Below are 23,957 nucleotides of genomic sequence, written 5' to 3' on the forward strand. Positions count from 1 at the left end.
GCCTCGTGCTCTATCGCTTCCGGTAGAGCACGAGGCCGTTCTTGTCGCTGCTGAACTGGAATGTCGTGCCGTCTCCGACGACCTCGCCGTCAGCCGCGAGGGCAACCGGGGCACCGTCCACCTCGACGGTCAAGCGTTGCGCCACACTGCGCACGTAGGCAGGCGACGAGCCGAGCGTTCCTGTGATCGTCGCCCACAGCAGTCGTGTTCTCGATGCCTTGGGTTCCGACGGGAGAAAGCGAACATCGAGGGTGCCGGTATGAATGCTGCTGCGCGACATGGGAACTTGATCGATCGGATCGTAGGTACCGTTGCCGACGAAGAGCATCCACACCGAGTGCGGCACCCCGTCGAGTCGAATGTTCAGTGGCTCTGCAGCCGCGAGCACTCGTGTCATCGCAACCGCAGCGGCCGGCCACTTACCGATTCGCTTCTGCAGCTTCTGCCGTAACCGCACCGAGTCGGGGTAACCCCCGAACGTCGCGGTGTTGACGAACGACACACTGCGGCCGTCGACGTCCACCTCGGCGATATCGACCAGTTCGGCGGTGCCCGCCTCGACGGCGGCGGCGGTGTCCTCGACTGCGGTCAGACCGGTGTCGCGAGCGAAGTGGTTGAGAGTGCCACCCGGAAACGCGGCGAGTGGCAGGCCGTTACGGGCGGCCGAGGCGGCGACGCTGACGACCGTGCCGTCGCCTCCACACACTCCGAGAGCACGCGGCGTCGTGTTCCGAATTCTCTCTTCCAGTTGCTCGTTGAAGTCCCTCTCGGGATCGGGTACGAAGAGGTCGGCGTCGGGGAGCTCGCGACGGATGGCGTCCGGTACCGCCTCCGAACCGTCACCGGATCCGGGATTGACCAGCACCAACAGTCCCCGTCCGCCCGGCAGTGCCTCGACCTCGACCGGCGAGCCGAGATCGGCGGGCTTCGCCGAACGCACGGCCCACCAGCGGCGGGTCGACAGCGCGACCGCCGAACCGAGCGCCGCTCCGGCGACGACATCGGTGGGCCAGTGGACGCCGACGTGAACCCGGGAATAGCAGACTGCTGCGGCGACCGGAGCCAACAGCAATCCTGCCTTCGGTGATTCGATGGCGACCGCGGTGACGAAGGCGGCCGCGGACGCCGAGTGACCGGAGGGAAACGACGAGGACACCGGCGGGGCGAGCACCCGGCGCAGTACGGGAACCAGCTCGGTATCCGGCCTCGACCTCGGGAACACCGGCTTGAGCAGACCGTTCGCCACGGCGCTCGCACCCGCCACGGCGATCAGCCCCCGCACGCCGCCGCGTCGGGCCGAGCCACCGGCCGCGCCGAGAAGTGCGGCAGCTCCGAGCCACAGGCGACTGTGATCGGCGGCCGTGCTCAACGCGCGGAGCCCTGCATCCGCCCTGCTCGAGCGCAATGCCGCGCTTCGTGAAACCAGGGACAGGTCCCACGCGTGAACCGAGGCCGCAACAGACGTTGGCGTGGAAGTCATAGGGCCCAGCCTAGGCATGGACGCCATCGAGGCGCTCCGACACATCCATCGGTGGCTTGCGTTGTAGTGTCGAAGTGTGCAGCGACGAATTATGGGCATCGAGACCGAGTTCGGTGTCACATGTACCTTTCACGGACACCGACGCCTGAGTCCGGACGAGGTGGCCCGCTACCTCTTCCGTCGCGTGGTCTCGTGGGGCCGCAGCTCGAATGTGTTCCTCCGCAACGGCGCTCGCCTCTATCTCGACGTCGGTTCGCATCCCGAGTACGCCACTGCCGAATGCGACAGCCTGCTGCAATTGGTCACCCATGATCGCGCAGGCGAGCGAGTACTCGAGGATTTGCTGATCGACGCCGAGCAGCGTCTCGCCGAGGAGGGCATCGGCGGAGACATATACCTGTTCAAGAACAACACCGATTCGGCGGGCAACTCCTACGGTTGCCACGAGAATTTCCTCGTCCAGCGAGCGGGCGAATTCTCGCGCATCTCGGATGTACTCCTACCGTTCCTGGTCACCCGCCAATTGATCTGTGGCGCAGGCAAGGTGCTGCAGACACCCAAGGCCGCGACGTTCTGCCTCTCGCAGCGCGCCGAGCACATCTGGGAAGGCGTGTCGTCGGCCACCACTCGTTCGCGGCCGATCATCAACACCCGCGACGAACCGCACGCCGATGCCGAGAAGTATCGCCGGCTCCACGTCATCGTCGGCGATTCCAACATGGCCGAGACCTCGACCATGCTCAAGGTGGGGACGGCCGCACTCGTACTCGAGATGATCGAGGCAGGCGTCTCGTTCCGAGACTTCGCGCTGGACAATCCGATTCGAGCCATTCGCGAGGTCAGCCACGATCTGACCGGTCGCAGGCCGGTCCGCCTCGCCGGTGGCCGCCAGGCCAGTGCACTCGAAATCCAGCGTGAGTACTACTCCCGGGCCGTCGAGCATCTCCAGACGCGGGAGCCCAATGCTCAGGTGACCCAGGTGGTGGACCTGTGGGGACGCACACTCGATGCCATCGAGTCGCAGGACTTCGCCAAGGTGGACACCGAAATCGACTGGGTCATCAAACGCAAGCTGTTCGAGCGGTATCAGGACCGCTACTCGATGGAACTTTCCGATCCCAAGATCGCTCAGCTCGATCTTGCGTACCACGACATCAAGCGTGGACGGGGAGTGTTCGACGTGCTGCAGCGCAAGGGTCTGGTCAAGCGAGTCACCGAGGACGAGCAGATCGACGAAGCGGTGAATCTGCCGCCGCAGACGACACGCGCGAAGCTGCGCGGTGAGTTCATCACCGCGGCCCAGGAAGCCGGACGCGACTTCACCGTCGACTGGGTACACCTGAAACTCAACGATCAGGCGCAGCGAACGGTGTTGTGCAAGGACCCGTTCCGTTCGGTCGACGAGCGCGTCGAGCGACTCATCGCATCGATGTAGTCCGGACGCGACTCGGCTGGAGGTCGGGTAGCGATCCAGGCAACTCGGGTCGCTACAGCTCCGGCGGGCGGTGAACAACTAGGCTCGACTGTCGTGGCCACCACCAAAGTCGAACGCCTGATGAACCTGGTCATCTGTCTGTTGTCGACGCGTCAGTTCCTGACCGCGGAGTGGATCCGCGAGAGCGTTGCCGGGTACGACGACTCGACGAGCCTCGAAGCGTTCAGCAGGATGTTCGAGCGTGACAAGAACGAACTGCGCGATCTCGGGGTGCCCCTCGAGACCGGCATCGCTACGCGGTTCGGTGGTGTCGAGGGTTATCGCATCAACCGAGATGCCTACGAGCTGCCGGACATCGATCTCACCAGCGAGGAATCGGCTGCGGTCGCGGTGGCCGTCAAACTGTGGGAATCACCGGAACTGACCTCCGCGGCCCAGAGTGCGCTGCTGAAACTGCGCGCCGCAGGTATTCAGGTCGACCAGAACGAGTCGGCCGCTGCCGTCACGGCCGTTCCGGCCCGAACCCGCGGGTCCGAGCCCGCACTGGGCGCCCTGCTCGCGGCGATCGACGAGGGTAAGTCGGTGCGGTTCGAACATCGACCCTCGTTGACCGAGCCGTTCGTCACCCGAACCGTCCAGCCGTGGGGCGTTGTGACGTTCCGGGGACGGTGGTACCTCGTTGGACACGACGTGGACCGAGACGACACCCGAACCTTCCGACTGTCCCGGATCGGCGACGACGTCAAAGCCTTCGGATCACCTCAGAGTGTCCGCAAGCCCGACGGTATCGATCTTCAGGACATCGTCCGCCGCGTCGCGGGCACGTCCTCGGTGTCGGGTACCGCGCGAGTGTGGCTCCAGGACGGTCGGGCGACGGAGCTGCGGAGGATGGGCACCGTGGTGGGGGAGCAGACGGTGGGGTCGCGTACCGGAACTGTCGTCGAGGTTCCGGTACGGTCCTGGGATTGGATTTCGCGGCTCATCGCCGGTCACGGTCCCGACGCGATGGTGTTGGCCCCGCCAGAGCTGAGGGCCGATGTCATCTCGACATTGCAGACTGCAGCCGAACTGGAGAACGAACGATGAGCGCGCGTCTGTCGGTGCGGTTGGCCCGCCTGCTCAACATGGTGCCCTTCTTCATGGCCAATCCGGGGTTGAGCGCCGAGGAGGCCGCTCGGGAACTGGGCGTGACCACCGCGACGCTGATGGCCGATCTCAATCAGCTCTGGATGTGCGGTCTGCCCGGATACGGACCGGGTGACCTCATCGATCTGTCGTTCTCGGAGGAGAGCATCGACGTCACTTTCTCCGCCGGGATCGACCGGCCGCTGCGGTTGACGTCCACCGAGGCCACCGCACTGTTGGTCGCACTTCGGTCGTTGACCTCGATGCCGGGGATGGTCGATCCGTCGGCCGCTCAGCGGGCGATCGCGAAGATCGAGACCGCGGCCGGGTCGGCGGCGGCGAACGTGCCGCTCTCGTCCGACCACGACACGGCCGACGCGGAGGAGGGTCCGGTGTCGAGCACCGTACGGTCTGCGCTCCGAGCCCGGCACGCACTCGAACTCACCTACTACTCGGCGTCGCGAGACGTGCTCACCGAGCGCATCGTCGATCCGATCAGGACCGTGGTGGTCGACGACAACAGCTATCTGCAGGCATGGTGTCGCGGTGCCGAGGGCGTTCGGCTGTTCAGATTCGATCGCATCGATTCGGCCACCGAACTCGACGAACCGTCGTCTCCGCCGGAATCGGTGCAGGACGAGGACGCGTTCGAGATCTTCAACGACGACCCCTCTCTGTCCCAAGCGCGGTTACGCGTCTCACCTGCGTTCACCTGGATTCTGGACTACTACCCGATGACGCAGGTAGCCGCCGATTCGGACGGGTCCATCGAGGTGACCATGCGTTTCGCGACGCTGCAGTGGATGACCCGGTTGACCCTCGGGTTCGGCGGTGGCGTAACAGTACTGGGACCTGAATCCTTGGTGAATTCCGTCCGCGATCGCGCGCGATCCGCCCTGATTGCCTACGCGGAGCTCGACGCCACCGACACCGGCGGCGGCGTCGCAACATGAACGTGAGGTGAAGCGGTGCGCTCCGTTGCCGAGCGCACCGCCCGCCGTCGGGTACGCTCGATTCATCTGATCTCAGGAGGTTCACATGGGATTCACCAGTCCCTGGCACTGGGCCATCGTTGCGGTGGTCGTCATCATTCTGTTCGGTTCCAAGAAGCTGCCCGAGGCTGCGCGTGGACTCGGACGCTCGTTGCGCATCTTCAAGAGCGAGGTCAAGGAGATGCAGAACGACGGCAAATCCGACACCGATACCGCGACTGCACAGCAGCCGGCCGCACCCGCTCAGCTGCCCTCCCCGGCACCCGTGGCGCAGACCGAGACCACACCCCAGCACGACGCGAAGTCTGCCTGAGCGACGCCGCTCAGCACACCTTCGGTGCCGCGTCGGCACCGAAGGTTCACTGCTGTCGGTGACGGCCTCGTGCCGCCTGCCGACCGAAGAAGGCTGACCGTAGAACACCATGCGCATTCCGTTCGATCCACGGCGCAGTAAGCGTCGAGTCAATCCCGACGGCACGATGTCGTTGGTCGATCACCTGTACGAGCTGCGAACCCGGCTGCTCTGGTCGCTGCTGGCCATCGCGGTGACCACTGCATTCGGATTCTTCTGGTACTCACACACGATCTTCGGCGTCGAAAGCCTGGGCGATCTGCTCCGAGGCCCGTACTGCACCCTGGACCCGAGCCTGCGTGCGGATCTGAGCAACGACGATCAGTGCCGCCTGCTCGCCACCGGCCCGTTCGACCAGTTCCTGTTGCGCTTCAAGGTGGCGTTCACCGCAGGCGTCGTGCTCGCCTGCCCCATCTGGCTGTACCAGATCTGGGCGTTCATCACTCCCGGCCTGTACGCCAACGAACGCCGTTACGCAGTCTCCTTCGTCACCGGTGCCGCTGCGCTGTTCGTGACCGGAGCGATTCTGGCCTACTTCGTCGTCGCCAAGGGCTTGCACTTTCTGCTGTCGATCGGCGACAACGTCCAGATCACGGCACTGAGCGGCGATCAGTACTTCGGTTTTCTGATCAATCTTCTGATCATCTTCGGTGTCAGCTTCGAAATACCGCTGCTGGTCGTCGGGTTGAACTTCGTCGGTGTTCTCACCTACGAACGCCTGAAGGCGTGGCGTCGCGGGTTGATCTTCGGACTGTTCGTGTTCGCGGCGATCGCGACGCCCGGACAGGATCCCTTCTCGATGCTGGCCTTGGCGTTGGCTCTGACGGTGCTCTTCGAGATGGCAGTGCAGATTGCGCGGATTCACGACAAGCGTAAGTTGCGCAAGAGAAGAGACGAATGGGGTGATGTGTCAGATGACGAAGCAACACGCATCGAAGGCGCAAGTTCTATCCAGGCCCCACACGCTGTCGCACCGACACCGCCGGTGGGCGGTATCGGCACTGCGACCCGAACACAGGCCCAGTACGACGACACGATCTGATGTGAGTCCCAGCGTCGGGGCGCGACCATGAGCGAGGCTGTTGTCGACACCCGGTCCAGGCCAGAACCCACTGAACTGCAACGATTTTCCGCGGAGTTGAGCTTTCCGTTGGACCGCTTCCAGGTGGATGCGTGCACTGCGTTGGAGAACGGTCACGGGGTGTTGGTCTGCGCCCCGACCGGTGCGGGCAAGACGGTGATCGGCGAGTTCGCGGTGCACCTGGCCCTCGCTGCCGGTCGCAAATGCTTCTACACCACCCCCATCAAGGCGCTGAGCAATCAGAAGTTCGCAGAGTTGACTGCGCGATACGGACGCGAGACGGTCGGTCTGTTGACCGGTGATTCGTCCATCAATCCGGATGCACCCATCGTCATCATGACGACCGAGGTGCTCCGCAACATGCTCTACGCATCCTCCGACGCACTGCGCGGGCTCTCGCACGTGGTGATGGACGAGGTGCACTACCTGGCGGATCGGTTCCGAGGTGCGGTCTGGGAAGAAGTGATCCTGCACCTGTCCGACGACGTGCGTCTGGTGAGCCTGTCCGCAACGGTCAGCAACGCCGAGGAGTTCGGCGCGTGGATGAGTACCGTTCGCGGCGACACCTCGGTCGTCGTGGACGAGAACCGTCCCGTTCCGCTCTCGCAGCACATCATGGTGGGCCGTCGGTTGTTCGATCTCTTCGACACCCGAGCACAGTCACCGGACGGCCACCAGAAGGTCGTCGTGGACCGAGACCTGGTGCGGCACGTCAAGCAGCGTCAGTCGCTGGACTCCATGGATCGGTGGCACGCACCGCACAGTCGAGGACGCGGAGGTCGAAGCGGGGGCGGCGGACGCGGCGGCCACCAGGGAGGCGGAGGTGCAAACCGTCCGCTGGCTCGTCCCGACGTGATTGCCAAGCTGGACGAGGAAGGTCTGCTCCCGGCCATCACGTTCATCTTCAGTCGTGCAGGCTGCGACGGGGCCCTGACTCAGTGCATGCGTTCGCGGCTGGTTCTGACGACGCCGGAGCAGGCCGAGGAGATCAGGTACATCGTCGAGAAGCACACCTCCGAACTCCCACGCGAGGATCTGGAGGTGCTCGGCTTCTGGGAATGGCGAGATGCGCTCGAACGCGGTTTCGCCGCGCACCACGCCGGAATGCTGCCGGTCTTCCGCCACACCGTCGAGGAGCTGTTCGTCAAGGGATTGGTCAGAGCGGTGTTCGCCACCGAAACTCTGGCTCTCGGAATCAACATGCCTGCCCGAACCGTGGTGCTCGAAAAGCTGGTCAAATTCAACGGTGAGACGCACGCGGAGCTGACACCGGGGGAGTACACCCAGCTGACCGGCCGGGCCGGGCGACGCGGCATCGACGTCGAGGGTCACGCGGTGGTGTTGTGGCAGCCCGGTACCGAACCGACCGAGGTGGCCGGACTCGCGTCGACGCGAACGTTTCCCCTCCGGAGCTCTTTCGCGCCCGCCTACAACATGTCGATCAATCTGATCGAACAGTTCGGGGCAGCGGATTCACGGCAGTTGCTCGAACGGTCCTTCGCTCAGTTCCAGGCCGACCGGTCCGTCGTCGGCATGGTCCGCGGTATCGAGAAGAACATGAAGACGTTGGAGGCGCTCGGCGCAACGCTCGGTGGCCCCGACGGGGAGTACTTCGAGTACGCGCGACTGCGCGAGCGTCTGAAGGATCGAGAGAAGACCCTCGAGCGTCAGAACAGGTCCGATCGGCGGGACAAAGCCGTCGACTCGTTGCGTGCGTTGCGCCGCGGCGACGTGATCTCGGTGCCGTCCGGACGGCGCAGCGGACTGGCGGTGGTACTCGAACCGGACGACGATCGCGGCGATCCGCGGCCGCTCGTGCTGACCGAGGACAAATGGGCCGGTCGTCTGTCCGCTGCCGATTTCCCTACGCCGGCAACACCTCTCGGCTCCATGCGATTGCCACGGTTCGTCGATCACCGCACCGCCAAGACCCGTCGGGATCTGGCGGCGGCGTTGGTCACCCGCGGCATATCCCAGCCCTCCGATCGAGTGGGACGAAAGTCGACCGCCGCCGACGACAAGGAGTTGGCAACCCTGCGTCGGGCCATCCGCTCACATCCGGTGCACAGCCGGCCGGATCGTGAGGAACTCTCTCGAACCGGCGAACGCTACAACCGGCTGGCCCGGGAGACCGAGTCGATGCGGCAGAAGGTGTCCGCCACGACGAACTCGTTGGCCCGAACGTTCGACCGCATTCTGGCTTTGCTGGCGGACCGCGGTTACGTGACCCCGGGCAAGGATCCCAAGGTGACCGACGACGGTGCGCGATTGAGCCGGATCTATTCCGAATCCGATCTTCTGGTCGCGGAATGCCTGCGAGGCGGACTGTGGCAGGGATTGTCGGCCGCAGAGTTGGCCGCAGTGGTCTCGGCCGTGGTCTACGAGTCCCGCTCCGAGGGAGACATCACCCCACACGGCCCGACCGGACCCATCAGGCACGCGTTGACCGAGACCGTGCGGGTGTGGCACGAGCTGCGGGCCGACGAGGTTCGGCACAAACTGCCACCGACCAGAGAGCCGGACATGGGCTTCGTGAAAGCGATCTACAAGTGGGCTTCCGACCATTCGCTCGTCGACGCACTGGTCGCGGCAGGCGACAACGGCAAGGCGCTGTCCGGTGGCGACTTCGTCCGATGGTGTCGGCAGGTCATCGACCTGCTCGACCAGGTCCGGCTCGCCGCTCCCGAACCCGAGCTGTCGCGAACCGCCGCCCGTGCCGTCGCCGCGCTGCGACAAGGAGTGGTGGCCGTCGATGCCGCGTGACCGATGCTGCGTGACCGGCGCTGCGTGACGGGCCGAAACCGGACTGCCGGGTCGGTACAGCGGACGCAGCGACAAGCGGGATACTGTACCCCCGACGGATTCGAGATTTCAGTGGAGGCGAGATGAGCGGCCCATACGGTCCGACCGACCCCGACAACAGTTGGTCACGAACGCCGGACCAGGACGGTGCCGCGAAGGACGGGCAGGAAGCTTCCACCGGCGAAGCTGCGGCGACATCCGAATCGCAGACTCCGACTCCGTCGGCGTGGGGACAGTACGCGCCGCCCACCGGCACCCCGACCACGCAGTACGGCGAACCTTCCGGAGGCGCGTACGGCCAGTCTCCCCAGGGGCAAACTCCCCCGGGGCAATACCCTCAGGGCGCGTATCCCCAGGGGCAATACCCCCAGGGCGCGTATCCGGCCGGGCCCTACCCGCAGCAGGGTCAGAATCCTCAGGTTCAGGGTCCGCAGGGGCAGTACCCGCAGGGCTACAACCCGCAGAATCCGACCGCACAGAATCCCACCGCACAGAATCCGACCGCGCAATACCCGGCGGGACAGCCGTACGGGGCACCGTATCCGGGGACCGGACAGCAGCCTGCCGGTGACGCCGCCTACCAAAACCCCTACGCACCACAACAATTCGGTGGCAGTGGGCAGTACGGTGCCGGCCAGTACGGTCAGCAGCCTCCCTTCGCGGGCGGGCAGAATCCGAATCAGCAGTATCCCGGTCAGCACTATCCCGGACTGCAGTATCCGGGCCAGTTCCCGGGCCAGCAGCCAGGTCCCGGTCGCAGTGGCGCGCAGTCCAAGAAGCCGCTGATCATCGCGGGCTCCGTCATCGCCGTCGTGGCCGTGGTCGCGGCAGTGCTGTACTTCGCGTTCGGGCGCACGACCACCCTCGATACGACGGCTGCTCAGGACGGTATTCGCACGGTGTTGACCGAGTCCTACGGTGCCACGAACGTCTCGGGGGTGTCGTGCCCGCAGAACATCGAAGTCAAGGCCGGCACCAGCGTCGATTGCACGCTGACGGTCGACGGGGCGTTCAAGAAGGTGACGTTGACGTTCCTCAACGACGACGCCGACTACGAGGTCTCACTCCCGAAATAGCCCCGGTCAATTCTGCGACGCCGTGGCCGCCATCGCCGAGACGAGGCGGTCCACGGCGTTTCTGATTCCCAGGGTCTCCGCGAGCGTGTCGAGTGCCTCGAGATCTGCCGGTTCCGCCGGAATCTCGTCCGACCTCGACAGGACGACGTCGGCATCGGTGACGACCCGCACCACTGGGAGTGCCGCATCGAGGTAGTCGCTGGCGTTGGCCAGCTTCGCCCGAATTCCCTTGGCCATGTCCGACTCCGGATCGAGTGCCGCCGCACGCAGGGCCGCGACGGACTCGTACTGCAGCATGAGTGTGGAGGCCGTCTTCTCACCGACACCCTTGACACCCGGTAGCCCGTCCGACGCATCGCCGCGCAGAAGCGCCAATTCCGCGTAGGCCGCTCCCGCGCGGTGCAACGGGACGCCGTACCGCTCGGCCACCTCGACCGGGCCGAAGAGTTCTGCCTTGGCCAAGCCTCGACCCACGTACAGCACCCGTACCTCGTTCGGTTCGTCCGCCGCCACCTGCAACAGATCTCGGTCGCCGCTGACCACGACGACGGGATCGCGTCGTTCCTGTGCAGCCAAGGTTCCGAGCACGTCGTCGGCCTCGAGGCCGGCGGCCCCCGCGGTGGCAATTCCCAACGCCGCCAGGACGTCCATGATCATGTCCACCTGTGGCGTCAGGGTCTCGGGAACCTCTTCGCTCTCGGCCACATCCGGCGCGGCGTCGGCAACCCGGTGAGCCTTGTACGAGGGAACGAGGTCCACTCGGAACTGTGGACGCCAGTCGAGGTCGAGGCATACAGCCAATCGGCTCGGTTCGGTTCGCGTGATCAGGGCCGAGATCATGTCGAGGAAACCTCGCACGGCATTGACGGGACGGCCGTCGGGCGCCGTAATCGACTCGGGCAGAGCGTAGTAGGCCCTGAACCACAGGCTCGCGCCGTCGAGGAGCAGCAACGGCGACTTTCCGGGGGTGGTCATGGGGCTCATCTTGCCGTACGGCACTAGCCTGAAGGTATGAGTGTCGATTCTTCTCGTTTTCCCAGCGATGTCTACGCCTCCAGGCTCGCGCGCGCGGCCCGCCTGACGTCGGACGCAGGCTTGGACGCCCTGCTGATCACTCCGGGCCCGGATCTGCAGTATCTGATCGGGTCCACGGCCAGCTCGTTCGAGCGTCTCATCGCGTTGGTGGTGCCGGCCGACGGCAGCACTCCCAGCATCGTCGTGCCGCGGCTCGAACTCGCCGCGCTGGGTGACTCCGCCGCCGGGGACCTGTCACTGACGCTCGTCGATTGGGTCGACGGCGTCGATCCGTACGCGCTCGTGGCTGCGGCCGTCCCGGCCGGCAGCAAGACCGCTGTCGCCGACGCAATGCCCGCCCTGCACTTCGTGCCGCTGGCAACGATTTTCGGGACCGTGCCGGTACTGGCGACAGACGTTCTGCGCCAGCTGCGGATGATCAAGGACGACGCCGAGATCGATGCTCTGCGTCGAGCCGGTCATGCCATCGACCGGGTTCACGCCCGGATGGGCGAGTGGCTCCGAGTGGGCCGAACCGAAGCCCAGATCGCGGCAGACATCGCGACGGCGATCGTCGAGGAAGGCCATACCGCACCGGAATTCATCATTGTCGGCTCCGGTCCGCACGGTGCCGATCCGCACCACGAGGTCTCCGATCGTGTCGTCGAGGCCGGCGACGTGGTCGTCGTCGACATCGGTGGACCCGTTGCGCCGGGATACAACTCGGACTCCACTCGCACCTACAGTCTCGGCGAGCCTTCGGCCGAGGTCGCTACCCGGTACGCGGTACTGGAGCGAGCTCAGCAGGCCGCAGTCGACGCTGTGTCGCCGGGAGTCAGCGCGGAGTCCATCGACGCAGCCGCACGCGAGGTGTTGGTCGAAGCCGGTCTGGGAGAGGCGTTCCTGCACCGCACCGGACACGGTATCGGCCTGTCGGTGCACGAGGAGCCGTACATCGTGGCGGGCAACGACATCACTCTCACCGAGGGAATGGCGTTCAGCATCGAACCGGGCATCTATTTCCGTGGGCAGTGGGGTGCCAGGATCGAGGACATCGTCGTCGTGACGGCGAACGGGTGCGAATCGGTCAATCTCCGCCCCCACGGTCTCGCCGTGCTGCCGGTGTGACCGACGGCCGCCAAGTAGAGTTCGTCTCCGTCGTCAGGACGAATCCGATTGTGGCCGAGGTACTTCGGCGTGCGCCGCAGCTCGGGCTCTCGGGTTGGTACCTGACGGCGGGCGGTCTGTTCCAAACCGTGTGGAATCACCTCGCCGACCGAGATCTCGGGGCCGGAATTCGCGACTACGACTTTTTCTACTTCGACGACACGGATCTGTCGTACGCCGCCGAGAACGACGTGATCGAGACCGCGGCCGACGTGTTCGCCGACCTCGGGGTCGACGTCGAAGTGCGTAATCAAGCGCGTGTACACCTGTGGTACGAGCAGCATTTCGGAGCGACGTTGGCTTCGTACCGAAGCTCCGAGGATGCCATCGACCACTTCGTGTCGACCACGTGCTGTTTCGGAATCACCGTGGACTCCCACGGTATGGACCGCGTCTATGCCCCACACGGCTTCGAAGACCTGTTCGCCGGGATCGTCCGGCCGAATCCGCGATTACCGATGCGGCACGTCTACGAGGCGAAGGCCGCGCGGTGGACCACCGAATGGCCGAACCTGACCGTTCTACCCTGGCCGACGGACGACTAGCGTCGCAGCAGCGAGCGGCTGCCCAGTACCCGCCGCACCGCTATCTCGACGACGACGCGGGTCGGATTCTCCCGCGGCACTCGATAGCGTCGGGCATAGCGGTTCTCCGCATCGGCGACCGACTCGTGGTCGTCACGAACGGTGGCCGGACCCTCCAACGTCAGCCAGCGGGCACCGTCGATCTGGGTGACGGCGGCGTAGGCACCGCGGCCGGCGTTGATCGCCTTCTGCGACACGTTGTTGGTGATGACACGGGCGACGTGGGCGTCCGCGTCGTAGGTGAACCCGACGGCGACGACATGGGGCGTGCCGTCCGGACGCAACGTCGTCAGCGTGGCGAGGTGCCGTTCGGTGAGGAATTCGATCGCCTCGTCGGTGAGGGCAGTCGCGTCAGCGGGGGTAGCGGCCATGACTCGACTGTAGTGACGTGCCCCGACTGCCACGAGCGGGGCTCGATCGGAGAGACTGTTCGGCGTGAGCAGACGATCTGAACCCGCCTCGGGAACGTTGTTGTTGCTCGGCGGCCGAAGCGAGATCGGTCTCGAGGTCGCCACTCGGCTGGCACCGGGACGAACCGTCGTACTGGCCGCTCGGCGCAGTTCCGACCTGGCGACGCAACGGTCACGTGTGCTGCAGGCAGGCGCGACGACCGTCGATGCGGTCGAGTTCGACGCGAACGCCATGGCCACCCACGAGGAAATCCTGCGCTCCGTCGTGGAACGGCACGGGCCCATCGGGATCGTGGTGTTGGCGTTCGGGATTCTGGGGGATCAGACGCGCGCCGAGGACGACGCCGGGCATGCGCTGGAGGTGATCACGACCGACTTCCTGGCCCAGGCTTCCGTCCTCACCCACGCCGCGAAGGTACTGCGGGCGCAGAAGAGCGGCGATCTGGTGGTCTTCTCGTCCGTCGCGGGTATCCGGGTGAGGCGGGCCAACTACGTCTACGGCTCGGCCAAAGCGGGTCTGGACGGCTTCGCCAGCGGACTGAGCGATTCCCTGCACGGCACCGGCGTCCATCTGTTGCTCGCGCGCCCAGGGTTCGTCATCGGTTCGATGACCGAGGGCATGGACCCGGCACCGATGTCCAGCACACCCGATCAGGTGGCCGCCGCGGTGGTGGCTGCGCTGCGCAGCCGGAAGTCGACGGTGTGGATCCCCGGCACTCTTCGCCCGGTGTTCTTCGCGATGCGACTGCTTCCGCAATGGCTGTGGCGCAGGATGCCGCGCTGATGGCGGAGCCCGACCCTCACCCCATCGCAGTGGTGGGAATCGGCGCGGACGGTTGGGACGGACTGTCTGCTGTCGCACGTGTCGTGGTCGAGCAGGCAGATGTCGTCTTCGGGTCGGCGAGGCAGCTTGCCGGCGTGGTGGACAGGTGCGCCGACGCTCGGGCGTGGCCCAGTCCGTTGCTACCGAGCCTGCGGCCGATGATCGACTCCTGTGACGGCCGGACCGTGTGTGTGCTGGCCAGTGGCGACCCGATGTTTCACGGTATCGGTGTGAGCCTGGCTCGCGAATTCGGCGCCGAACGTCTGAGGGTGTATCCCGCACCGTCGTCGGTCTCGCTCGCCTGTGCGCGTCTGGGCTGGTCGCTCGCGCACACCACGACGGTGTCGCTGGTGAACAGCCCGGTCGAGACCGTCCTCCCGGAACTGGGCCACGGTCGTCGACTTCTCGTACTGAGCCGAGGCAGCTCGACACCGGGTGACGTGTGTGCGCTCCTGCGTGACAACGGTTTCGGTGCCAGCACGGTGAGTGTGCTCGAACAACTCGGCGGCCCGGCCGAACGAGTCACCCGGGGGACGGCGACGGAATCGACGTTCGCCGACGCCGACCCGCTCAACGTCGTCGCGCTCGAATGCGTTCGAGATCGAGGCGCCACCAGACTCACTCGCGTTCCGGGCCTGCCCGATTCGCAGTACACCGGCGACGGTCAGATGACCAAGCAGGAAGTGCGCGCACTGACGCTGTGTGCGTTGGCGCCCGGACCCGGCGAGGTCCTGTGGGACGTCGGCGGGGGCTCGGGGACGATCGCCATCGAATGGATGCGCACCGATCCATCGTGTCGTGCAGTGACATTCGAGTCGTCTGCGGATCGTCGACACCAGATCACAACCAACGCACAACGGCTCGGGGTGCCCGGGTTGGCCGTGCTCGGCACTGCGCCCGGAGCTTTCGACGAGGTCCCCGGCAGTGCAGGCGTTCCGGACGCGGTGTTCGTCGGCGGCGGGGCGACCGAGCCGGACATGATCGAGCGGTGCTGGGCGGCCGTGCGTCCGGGTGGCCGATTGGTCGCCAATTCGGTGACCGCAGAATCGGATTCACTGCTGCTCTCGGCAGCTGCACGATACGGCGGCAGGCTGCGCCGGTTCCAGATCTACCGGGGTGAGCCGTTGGGCTCCTTCACCACCTGGCGACCACAACTGCCGGTCACCCAGTGGTGCGTGACGAAACCCTGGGGTGCGCCCGACGGGGCGGATGCGGACGAGCAGTGAAGGTCCTACTCCTGGGCGGCACGTCCGAATCCAGGCAACTCGCGGCCGCCGTGGCCGGCGTGCCCGGGATCGAGTTGATCACCTCGCTGGCCGGGCGCGTCGCCGAGCCGGCGCCGGTGTCGGGCCATACCAGGATCGGCGGTTTCGGCGGTGCCGACGCATTGGCACAGTGGATTCGAGACAACGCCGTCGACGCACTGGTCGACGCAACGCATCCGTTTGCCGCCACCATCACCGCGCATGCCGACTTCGCTGCTCGGACAACCGGTGTCGCTCATCTCGTGCTGACCCGGCCGCCGTGGATCGCGTCGACGGACGACCGTTGGACCACCGTGGCATCCCTCCCCGAGGCGGCCGCATCGATAGAACCGGGTAGTCGGGTGTTCCTCACCATCGGCAGGCAGGGCGTTCACCATTTCGCCGGAGTCGCCGATGCGTGGTTCCTGATTCGTTCGATAGATCCACCGACCGGTGCCGTTCCCCCTCGCGCCACCCTGGAACTGGGCCGCGGGCCGTTCGACCTCGCGCACGAGTCGGCAATGCTCGCCGACAACCGGATAGACGTGCTGGTCACCAAGAACAGCGGCGGCACGATGACCCGCGCCAAGGTCGACGCGGCGCGATCGGCCTTGATTCCCGTGCTGATGATCTCGCGACCCACCGCCGACACCTCGGCGTCGACGGTCGACGAGGTCGATGCCGCCGCTCGGTGGTTGATCGAACGCCTACGCGTCACTCCCTGACGGGTAGCGCCGCGACGTGAACACTCTCGGACCGCTTCCGGTCTCCACCACCGTCGTCATCGAGGAGCCGACAATGAGCAGGCATCGCATATCGATCGACTCGGGATCGAGTTCGCCGAGGGTCACGGTGCGCACCGATTCCTGCGCACTGCCTACCGCGCGCCCGATCACCACCGGCGTCTCCGGTGAACGATGTTCGAGCAGAACATCTTTCATGGCCGCGACCTGCCAGGTGCGAGTCTTCGAGGCGGGGTTGTAGATCGCGATCGCCATGTCGGCTTCGGCCACTGCCGAGAGCCGTCGGGCCACCACGTCCCAGGGCTTGAGGCGGTCGGAGAGGGAGATGACGGCGTAATCGTGCCCGAGCGGCGCGCCGACGCGGCTGGCAACAGCATTGGCTGCCGTCATTCCCGGGACCACGCGTACCGGTACCGAACTCCACTGCTGTTCGGCTGCAACCTCGATGACCGCTGTCGCCATCGCGAACACACCCGGATCACCCGAGGACACCACAGCGACGCGGCGACCCTGTTTGGCGAGGTCGAGGGCGAATGCCGCGCGCTCGGATTCGACCTTGTTGTCGCTCGCATGCCGAATCTGGCCGGGTCGCTGAGGAACTCGATCGATGTAGGTGATGTATCCGACCAGATCGGTTGCTGCCGCGAGTTCGGCTCGCACTTCGTCCGTCGTCCACACGTCGTCGCCCGGACCGAGACCGACCACGACCACTTCGCCCGTACTGGTGGGAAGTTCGGTTCGATTCGACGGACTCGGCACGACGATCATCGAGAAGTACGGCACGTTGTCCGCGTCGGCGGCATCGAGGACGCGTTGCTCGGCTGTACTGGCCCGCTCGACGTACCGCGCTTCGTCGAGCCTGCCGGATCGTTCCAGTGCATCGAGCACGGTCGGATAGGTTCGACCGAGTTTCATGATGACCGCGGCGTCGGTGCCGCGGAGTCGGCGAGTGAGCTCGTTCACCGGCAAGGTGCCGGGGAGGACGGTGAAAACCTCGTCGCGCTCCACCAGTGGAGTCGCCAGGGCGGCCGATGCAGCACTCACCGAGGTCACGCCGGGAACCACCTCGACCTCGAACCGGTGTGCCAGGCGTTTGTGCATGTGCATGTACGAGCTGTAGAACAGTGGATCGCCCTCGGCCAGAAGCACAACCGATCGGCCGGCGTCGAGATGAGCGGCGAGCCGTGCGGCAGCGGACTCGTAGAACTCGTCGATGGCCCCCTGATACCCACCGGGATGAGCCGTCGCCTCCGTGGTCACCGGATACACCAGGTGTTCCTCGATCTGCCCGTCGCGCATGTAACCGGCCGCGAGGGCGCGCGAGATGCTGCGACCGTGCCGAGCACTGTGGAAGGCGACGACGTCGGCCTCGCCGATCACGCGAGCGGCCTTGACGGTCAACAACTCCGGGTCGCCCGGGCCGACGCCCACTCCCCACAACTTTCCGCTGGAGCTCATTCTTGTTCGCTCGCAATGGCATTGACCGCGGCGACGGTGATGGGGCTGCCACCGCGTCTGCCCCGGACGACCAGATACTCCACGCCGAGTTCGGCGGCGATCAGATCTTCCTTCGACTCCGCCGCGCCGATGAATCCGACCGGGCCGCCGACGATGGCTGCGGGCTTCGGAGCCCCGGCCGCGAGCATTTCCATGAGGTGGAACAGGGCGGTCGGCGCGTTTCCGATCGCGACGACGGCACCGCCCAGCTTGTCACCCCACAACTCCAGCGCTGCAGCGGTTCTCGTGGTGCCCATACTCCGAGCCAAATCCGGTACCCGAGGATCGGACAGGGTGCACAGCACCTCGTTGTCGGCCGGCAGACGGCGACGAGTGATACCGGCGGCAACCATGTTGGCGTCGCACAACACGGGTGCCCCTGCGCGCAGAGCAGTTCGGGCGGACTCCACCACGTCGGGCGTGAAGCCGATCGTCTCGGTCAGGTCGATCTCACCGACAGCGTGAATCATGCGCACGACGACCTGGGCGACGTCCGGGGTGAACCGAGACAGATCCGCTTCGGCACGGATGGTTGCGAAAGACTGGCGGTAGATCTCCGCGCCGTCACGGATGTAGTCGTGCATGCGTGTCACGATAGGGGAGAGGGACCCCTCAGCCGGAAGCCGGTCTCCAGGTGCTCAGGACACCTGGTAGCCGATTCCCGTCGCAATGACGTCGGTCACCTCGCCTTTGGGTCGGCCGCATCGACGCTCGCAACCGGACCAATGCTGCCGCTCGTCCCGTGGCGTCATCCGCGCGTCGACCGCGGCCGCGAGGTCGGCTCGGACGTCGGCGAGGGACTTCTCGCAGCCGGGCGATCCGGTACAGGCACTGACTCGGATCCACGGTGACGCGGCGTCGAAGATCAGGCCCATGGGTGCGAGAACTCGAACGACCTGTTCGGCCGGTTCCTCGTCCAGATCACCCACGATCAGCGATCGCCACGGCGTCACGATCAGCGGACGATCGACGGCCGCGAGGAATTCGGCCAACCGCGCGCCGAGGACGCCGTTGGCCAGACCTGCGCCGAGCGCAACGTGGCCGTCGTCCTGATCGAGCCAGCCGATCGGTGGCACCTCGACCGGCGCGGGCATGGCCAGTACCGGTCCGGCCTGCAACCCGAGCACGTCGACGATGCGCGCGGCACCGCCGTCCAGTTCCGCCAGTCGCCATTCCTTGTGGCGCAACCGGACGAAGGCATCCGCGCAGTCGAGCAGAGTCGAGACCACGTGCTCGCGGTCGACGCGTACACCGCTGTCGCGTCCTGCCAACAGCACTGCAAACGACCCGTCGGCCTGGGCGTACACCCCGAAGTCGGGTTCGAGTCCGCACAGATCCCCACGGCCGTCGTCCAGGGCGAACAATGTTCGGCCGGGTAGTTCGGCGAGCTCGGGGCGAGCGCACACGGCAGCGTCGAGCTCGCCGACGAGACTGCGGACGTCGGTGAGTCCGCCGACCCGGCCCGACAGCGGCGAGGCGAGGATGTTGCGCACGCGCTCGTGCGTCGGAGACGGCAGCAACCCGGCCGCGGCCAACCTGTTCGCGAGCTCGTCCGGGTCCGAGACCGCACGAACCTGGATGTTGCCCCTCGACGTGAGTTCGAGCGAGCCGTCACCGAGCTCGGCCGCGGCCTCGGCCAGGACCTGCATCTGCTCCGGCAGCACGAGGCCGCCCGGGAGCCGGATTCTGGCCAACGGACCGTCCGCCGCTCGGTGCGTCGACAGAGCTCCGGGGCAGCCGTCGGGCACGGACCTACTGGGCGAACTCATGTTCACCAGGCTACAAGTGCCACGGGTGGCCCGATCTCGTCCCGGCACCGGTAGCATTCGATGTTCACGGCTCCGGCCGAGAGGAAACCGGTGAAATCCCGGTACGGTCGCGCCACCGTGACCGCCCTGTAGTTCGTCGAGAGCAGCCCGTCGGGAATGGTTCATGGGACCTGTTCTCGAGGATCGTGCCTTCGGGACGGGGCGGGAGTCGGACCCTCTCACCGACGAGCTCGGACGATTCACCGATCCAGGGGCGCGAAACCCCGAGGAGGGCGTTACCCGTGTTTCTGTTGCTGTCCACATCGGACACCGATCTGCTCAGTGCCCGCGCCAGTGGGGCCGATTTCACGTGGGGCAACCCGTCCCGCCTGCTGGCGGAAGACATCCCGTCGATGGCCGAATCGGCCGAGCTGATCATCGTCCGCATTCTCGGATCGCGTCGCTCGTGGGAGTCGGGAATCGAGGCCGTCCTGGCCACCGGTTTGCCCGTGGTCGTGCTGGGCGGCGAGCAGGCCCCGGATGCGGATCTGATGGAGATCTCCACGGTGCCCGCCAACGTCGCCGCCCAAGCGCACAACTATCTGGCCGAGGGCGGCTCGGGCAATCTGCGGCAGCTGTACAACTTTCTGTCCGACACAGTGCTGCTCACCGGTCACGGTTTCGACGCACCTCGACACCTGCCGACGTGGGGCCACCTCGAGCGGAACTCCGCCCAGCACTCCGACGGCCCGACCGTGGCGATTCTGTACTACCGCGCTCAGCATCTCGCCGGAAATACCACCTACATCGATGCCCTCGCCGCCGCAGTCGAGAACGCCGGGGCGAACGCACTGCCGATCTACTGTGCGTCACTGCGCACGGCGGAAGCCGACTTGCTGGAGACGCTGAAGTCGGCGGATGCCTTGATCGTGACCGTGCTGGCTGCAGGCGGCACCAAACCCGCCGGTGCTTCGGCAGGCGGCGACGACGAAGCCTGGGATGTCGCCGAACTCGCCGCCCTCGACGTTCCGATCCTGCAGGGTCTGTGCCTGACGAGTTCCCGCGCGACGTGGTCCGAGAACGACGACGGACTCTCCCCACTCGACGTGGCCACGCAGGTCGCGGTCCCGGAATTCGACGGCCGCCTCATCACGGTTCCGTTCTCGTTCAAGGAGATCGACGACGACGGCCTGACCACCTACGTTCCGGACCACGAGCGAGCAGCACGCGTTGCCGGCATCGCCGTCCGCCATGCGCGGCTCCGACACATCCCGGCCGCCGACCGCCGAATCGCCCTGATGTTCTCGGCGTATCCCACCAAACATGCCCGCATCGGCAATGCCGTCGGCCTCGACACTCCCGCCAGCGCGATCGCGTTGATGTCGGACATGCGTGAGGCAGGCTACGACCTCGGACCGCTCGAGGGCCCGGATTCGGTGCCCGGTCTGGCGGCCCGAGACGGCGACGCACTGATCCACGCCCTGATCGCCCGTGGCGGTCAGGACCCCAACTGGCTCACCGACGCCCAGCTCGAGGGCAATCCCATTCGTATTTCGGCGGCCCGGTATCGAACCTGGTTCGAGCAGCTTCCCGACGACCTTCGCGAGGGTGTGATCGAACATTGGGGACCGGCACCGGGTGATCTCTACGTCGATCGTTCCGCTGATCCCGACGGTGAGATCGTCATCGCAGCAATGCAATTCGGCAATGTGGTCATCATGGTTCAGCCGCCGCGCGGATTCGGTGAGAAGCCCGTTGCGATCTATCACGACCCGGATCTGCCGCCGAGCCATCACTATTTGGCCGCCTACCGGTGGATCTCCGCAGCCCGCGAGGACGGCGGCTTCGGGGCCGACGCGATGGTTCATCTCGGTAAGCACGGAAACCTGGAATGGCTCCCCGGCAAGACCCTCGGCATGTCCGCCTCCTGCGGCACCGACGCTGCATTGGGCGACTTGCCGCTGATCTATCCCTTCCTGGTCAACGATCCGGGGGAGGGCACACAGGCCAAGCGGCGAGCCCACGCCACTCTCGTCGATCACCTCATCCCGCCGATGGCGCGAGCGGAGAGCTACGGAGACATCTCTCGGCTCGAACAGCTGCTGGACGAACACGCGAACATTTCGGCTCTCGATCCGGCCAAGCTACCGGCCATTCGCCAGCAGATCTGGACACTGATGACCGCGGCACAGATGCACAAGGACCTCGGACTCGACGAGCGTCCCGACGAGGAAGTGTTCGACGACATGCTGCTGCACGTCGACGGATGGCTGTGCGAGATCAAGGACGTGCAGATCCGCGACGGGCTGCACATCCTGGGCCAGGAGCCCGTCGGCGATGCCGAGGTCGAGTTGGTGCTGGCGATGCTGCGCGCTCGGCAGATGTGGGGCGGCGAGCAGACGGTGCCCGGTCTACGCGAAGCTCTCGGGCTCAGCGAGGACGGCGACGAGGAACGCACGCGCGTCGACAGCATCGAGGCCGTCGCGCACGGACTGGTCGCGGCAATGCAAGCGACGCAGTGGAAACCGGCCGAGGCCGAGCGGGTTGCGGGCGAACACGGTGACGTGGTCGCAGAGATTCTGAGGTTCGCCGCCGCCGAGGTGGTACCGCGTCTACGCGGAACTTCCCGCGAGATCGAGCAGGTGTTGCACGCTCTCGACGGCGGGTTCATCGCGGCGGGTCCGAGCGGTTCACCGCTGCGCGGCCTGATCAACGTGCTTCCTACCGGCCGCAATTTCTACTCGGTCGACCCGAAGGCCGTGCCGTCGAAACTGGCGTGGGAGACCGGTCAGGCGATGGCAGAATCCCTGCTCGCACGCTACCGCCAGGATCACGGCGAGTGGCCGAAATCCGTCGGTCTCTCGGTGTGGGGCACCTCGGCCATGCGCACCTCGGGCGACGACATCGCCGAGGTGTTCGCTCTGCTCGGAGTCTCCCCGGTGTGGGACGAGGCCTCGCGCCGGGTGACGCGCCTCGAGGTGATCGACCTCGACGAGCTCGGCCGCCCTCGCATCGATGTGACGGTTCGGATCAGTGGATTCTTCCGTGACGCGTTTCCGCACGTGCTCGCCCTTCTCGACGACGCGGTTCGGATGGTGGCTGCGTTGGACGAGGAGCCCGAGCAGAACTACGTCCGTGCACACGCGCAGGCCGATCTGGCCGAACACGGTGACGAACGACGTTCTACGACACGCATTTTCGGGTCGAAGCCAGGAACGTACGGCGCCGGGTTGCTTCAGCTGATCGACAGCAAGACGTGGCGCAGCGACGACGACCTCGCTCAGGTGTACACCACCTGGGGCGGCTTCGCCTACGGCCGCGGACTCGACGGAGTACCCGCGTCGGACGACATGCGCACTGCGTACAAGCGTATTGCCGTGGCCGCCAAGAACACCGATACACGTGAGCACGACATCGCCGATTCCGACGACTACTTCCAGTACCACGGAGGCATGGTCGCGACGGTGCGCGCGCTGACCGGAAAGTCGCCCGAGGCATACATCGGTGACAGCACGCGGCCGGAATCGGTTCGCACGCGCACACTCTCGGAAGAAACCGCCCGCGTCTTCCGCGCTCGGGTCGTCAACCCTCGGTGGCTCGAAGCCATGCGCAGGCACGGCTACAAGGGTGCGTTCGAGATGGCGGCGACCGTGGACTACCTGTTCGGTTACGACGCCACCACCGATGTGGTGCAGGACTGGATGTACGAGAAGTTGGCCGAGACCTATGTGCTCGACGAGCAGAACCAGAAGTTCATGCAACAGTCCAATCCCTGGGCACTGCACGGTATTGCCGAACGACTGCTCGAGGCCGCGGAGCGCAAGATGTGGGCCGAGCCGGACAAGCAGGTTCTCGACGGCTTGCGCCAGGTGTACCTGGAAACCGAAGGTGAGCTCGAGGGGGAGTAGCGACGTACCCTTCTCGGTATGACTGCCACCTTCGAGGACATTGCCAAGGGCAAGTACGTACTGCTGACGACGTTCAAGAAGGACGGCACCGCCGTACCGACCCCGCTCTGGGGTGCGCTCGACGGTGATCGTCTGCTCGTGTGGACGGTGTCGGATTCGTGGAAGGTCAAGCGCATTCGCCGTAACTCGAAGGTTCTGCTCGCACCGTGCGACATGCGCGGCAAACCCCAGGGCGACGCGGTCGACGCGACAGCCGAGATCCTCGATGCAGCCGGCACCGAGAAAGCGCGCGCGGCGATAGTGTCGAAGTACGGCATCCTGGGCTGGCTCACCGTGAAGGGCAGCGTTCTTCGAAGGGGCAAGAGCGGCTCGGTCGGGCTCGCGATCACTCCCGCGTAACCGGTCTGCACGACGACACCATCGTTGGTATGCGCAGTTCCGAATGCTTCATGAGGCGGCTTCCCCTGCTGCCGGAA

The 23,957-nt window shown here is 65.9% G+C and carries 20 protein-coding genes and 1 riboswitch; of the genes, 14 read left to right on the plus strand and 6 right to left on the minus strand.

Annotated features, from left to right (window positions below; genetic code table 11):
- Window positions 1–10: 10 nt before the first annotated feature.
- Window positions 11–1,480: a bifunctional phosphatase PAP2/diacylglycerol kinase family protein gene (locus J1M81_RS02720; protein ID WP_032391417.1), complete on the minus strand. Its 1,470-nt coding sequence runs from the start codon at window positions 1,478–1,480 to the stop codon at window positions 11–13.
- A 76-nt stretch (window positions 1,481–1,556) separates the two neighbouring features.
- Here J1M81_RS02720 and pafA point away from each other — a divergent pair, with 76 nt between their 5' ends.
- From pafA to J1M81_RS02755, 7 genes are all read left to right on the plus strand, one after another.
- Complete coding sequence (gene pafA / locus J1M81_RS02725) at window positions 1,557–2,915, plus strand: Pup--protein ligase (protein ID WP_174557245.1); 1,359 nt, start codon at window positions 1,557–1,559, stop codon at window positions 2,913–2,915.
- 93 nt (window positions 2,916–3,008) lie between these two features.
- Entirely contained in the window at window positions 3,009–4,001 is a 993-nt protein-coding gene (locus J1M81_RS02730; protein ID WP_032372426.1) for a YafY family protein, read from the plus strand.
- Entirely contained in the window at window positions 3,998–4,993 is a 996-nt protein-coding gene (locus tag J1M81_RS02735; protein ID WP_032372425.1) for a YafY family protein, read from the plus strand. Before J1M81_RS02730 ends, J1M81_RS02735 begins: the two co-directional genes overlap by 4 nt.
- 85 nt (window positions 4,994–5,078) lie before the next feature.
- Window positions 5,079–5,345, plus strand: coding sequence for a Sec-independent protein translocase subunit TatA (gene tatA, locus J1M81_RS02740; RefSeq protein ID WP_027497093.1), 267 nt, complete (start codon window positions 5,079–5,081; stop codon window positions 5,343–5,345).
- A 109-nt stretch (window positions 5,346–5,454) separates the two neighbouring features.
- Window positions 5,455–6,426, plus strand: a complete 972-nt coding sequence (gene tatC / locus J1M81_RS02745) for a twin-arginine translocase subunit TatC (RefSeq protein WP_027497094.1) — start codon at window positions 5,455–5,457, stop codon at window positions 6,424–6,426.
- Between the two features lie 27 nt (window positions 6,427–6,453).
- Entirely contained in the window at window positions 6,454–9,228 is a 2,775-nt protein-coding gene (locus J1M81_RS02750; RefSeq protein WP_051365148.1) for an RNA helicase, read from the plus strand.
- A 122-nt stretch (window positions 9,229–9,350) separates the two neighbouring features.
- Window positions 9,351–10,343 carry a DUF4333 domain-containing protein gene (locus J1M81_RS02755; RefSeq protein ID WP_206497546.1) on the plus strand — a complete coding sequence of 331 codons (993 nt, stop codon included), beginning with the start codon at window positions 9,351–9,353 and terminating at the stop codon, window positions 10,341–10,343.
- Between the two features lie 6 nt (window positions 10,344–10,349).
- Here the strand turns inward: J1M81_RS02755 and J1M81_RS02760 are convergent, their stop codons facing one another.
- Entirely contained in the window at window positions 10,350–11,327 is a 978-nt protein-coding gene (locus tag J1M81_RS02760) for a 5'-3' exonuclease (RefSeq protein WP_032400843.1), read from the minus strand.
- A gap of 27 nt (window positions 11,328–11,354) precedes the next feature.
- Between J1M81_RS02760 and J1M81_RS02765 the strand changes: the two genes are divergently transcribed.
- Window positions 11,355–12,485 (plus strand): Xaa-Pro peptidase family protein, encoded by a 1,131-nt coding sequence (locus J1M81_RS02765; RefSeq protein ID WP_032372424.1) that lies wholly within the window; start codon window positions 11,355–11,357, stop codon window positions 12,483–12,485.
- Window positions 12,486–12,535: 50 nt separating this feature from the next.
- On the plus strand, window positions 12,536–13,069 hold the full coding sequence (locus tag J1M81_RS02770) for a nucleotidyltransferase family protein (protein ID WP_230595113.1): 534 nt from the start codon (window positions 12,536–12,538) through the stop codon (window positions 13,067–13,069).
- Here the strand turns inward: J1M81_RS02770 and J1M81_RS02775 are convergent.
- Entirely contained in the window at window positions 13,066–13,479 is a 414-nt protein-coding gene (locus tag J1M81_RS02775; protein WP_032365855.1) for a TIGR03618 family F420-dependent PPOX class oxidoreductase, read from the minus strand. The two genes, J1M81_RS02770 and J1M81_RS02775, sit on opposite strands and share 4 nt — an antisense overlap.
- A gap of 64 nt (window positions 13,480–13,543) precedes the next feature.
- Between J1M81_RS02775 and J1M81_RS02780 the strand changes: the two genes are divergently transcribed.
- From J1M81_RS02780 to J1M81_RS02790, 3 genes are read left to right on the plus strand one after another with little or no spacing between them, the layout of a single operon-like run.
- Window positions 13,544–14,302, plus strand: a complete 759-nt coding sequence (locus tag J1M81_RS02780; RefSeq protein ID WP_206497547.1) for an SDR family NAD(P)-dependent oxidoreductase — start codon at window positions 13,544–13,546, stop codon at window positions 14,300–14,302.
- Window positions 14,275–15,567, plus strand: coding sequence for a precorrin-6y C5,15-methyltransferase (decarboxylating) subunit CbiE (cbiE, locus tag J1M81_RS02785; protein WP_241257591.1), 1,293 nt, complete (start codon window positions 14,275–14,277; stop codon window positions 15,565–15,567). Before J1M81_RS02780 ends, cbiE begins: the two co-directional genes overlap by 28 nt.
- Window positions 15,564–16,310 carry a cobalt-precorrin-6A reductase gene (locus J1M81_RS02790; RefSeq protein ID WP_206497548.1) on the plus strand — a complete coding sequence of 249 codons (747 nt, stop codon included), beginning with the start codon at window positions 15,564–15,566 and terminating at the stop codon, window positions 16,308–16,310. The genes cbiE and J1M81_RS02790 overlap by 4 nt, the downstream gene beginning before the upstream one ends.
- Here the strand turns inward: J1M81_RS02790 and J1M81_RS02795 are convergent.
- The 3 genes from J1M81_RS02795 to cobG are packed head-to-tail and all read right to left on the minus strand — an operon-like array spanning window position 16,293 to window position 19,594.
- Entirely contained in the window at window positions 16,293–17,786 is a 1,494-nt protein-coding gene (locus J1M81_RS02795) for a precorrin-2 C(20)-methyltransferase (RefSeq protein WP_032372420.1), read from the minus strand. The genes J1M81_RS02790 and J1M81_RS02795 overlap by 18 nt on opposite strands.
- Complete coding sequence (locus J1M81_RS02800; protein ID WP_032372419.1) at window positions 17,783–18,409, minus strand: precorrin-8X methylmutase; 627 nt, start codon at window positions 18,407–18,409, stop codon at window positions 17,783–17,785. The genes J1M81_RS02795 and J1M81_RS02800 overlap by 4 nt, the downstream gene beginning before the upstream one ends.
- Before the next feature lie 54 nt (window positions 18,410–18,463).
- Window positions 18,464–19,594 carry a precorrin-3B synthase gene (gene cobG, locus J1M81_RS02805; protein ID WP_045841901.1) on the minus strand — a complete coding sequence of 377 codons (1,131 nt, stop codon included), beginning with the start codon at window positions 19,592–19,594 and terminating at the stop codon, window positions 18,464–18,466.
- 82 nt (window positions 19,595–19,676) lie between these two features.
- Window positions 19,677–19,808, plus strand: a riboswitch (cobalamin riboswitch).
- Between the two features lie 67 nt (window positions 19,809–19,875).
- Between cobG and cobN the strand changes: the two genes are divergently transcribed.
- Entirely contained in the window at window positions 19,876–23,481 is a 3,606-nt protein-coding gene (gene cobN, locus J1M81_RS02810) for a cobaltochelatase subunit CobN (protein WP_032372418.1), read from the plus strand.
- A gap of 18 nt (window positions 23,482–23,499) precedes the next feature.
- A complete protein-coding gene (locus J1M81_RS02815; RefSeq protein ID WP_027497107.1) occupies window positions 23,500–23,880 on the plus strand; it encodes a PPOX class F420-dependent oxidoreductase in 381 nt (126 codons plus the stop codon).
- Window positions 23,881–23,957: the final 77 nt, after the last annotated feature.

The organism is Rhodococcus sp. KRD175 (assembly GCF_017168275.1).
Taxonomy (GTDB): domain Bacteria; phylum Actinomycetota; class Actinomycetes; order Mycobacteriales; family Mycobacteriaceae; genus Rhodococcoides; species Rhodococcoides fascians.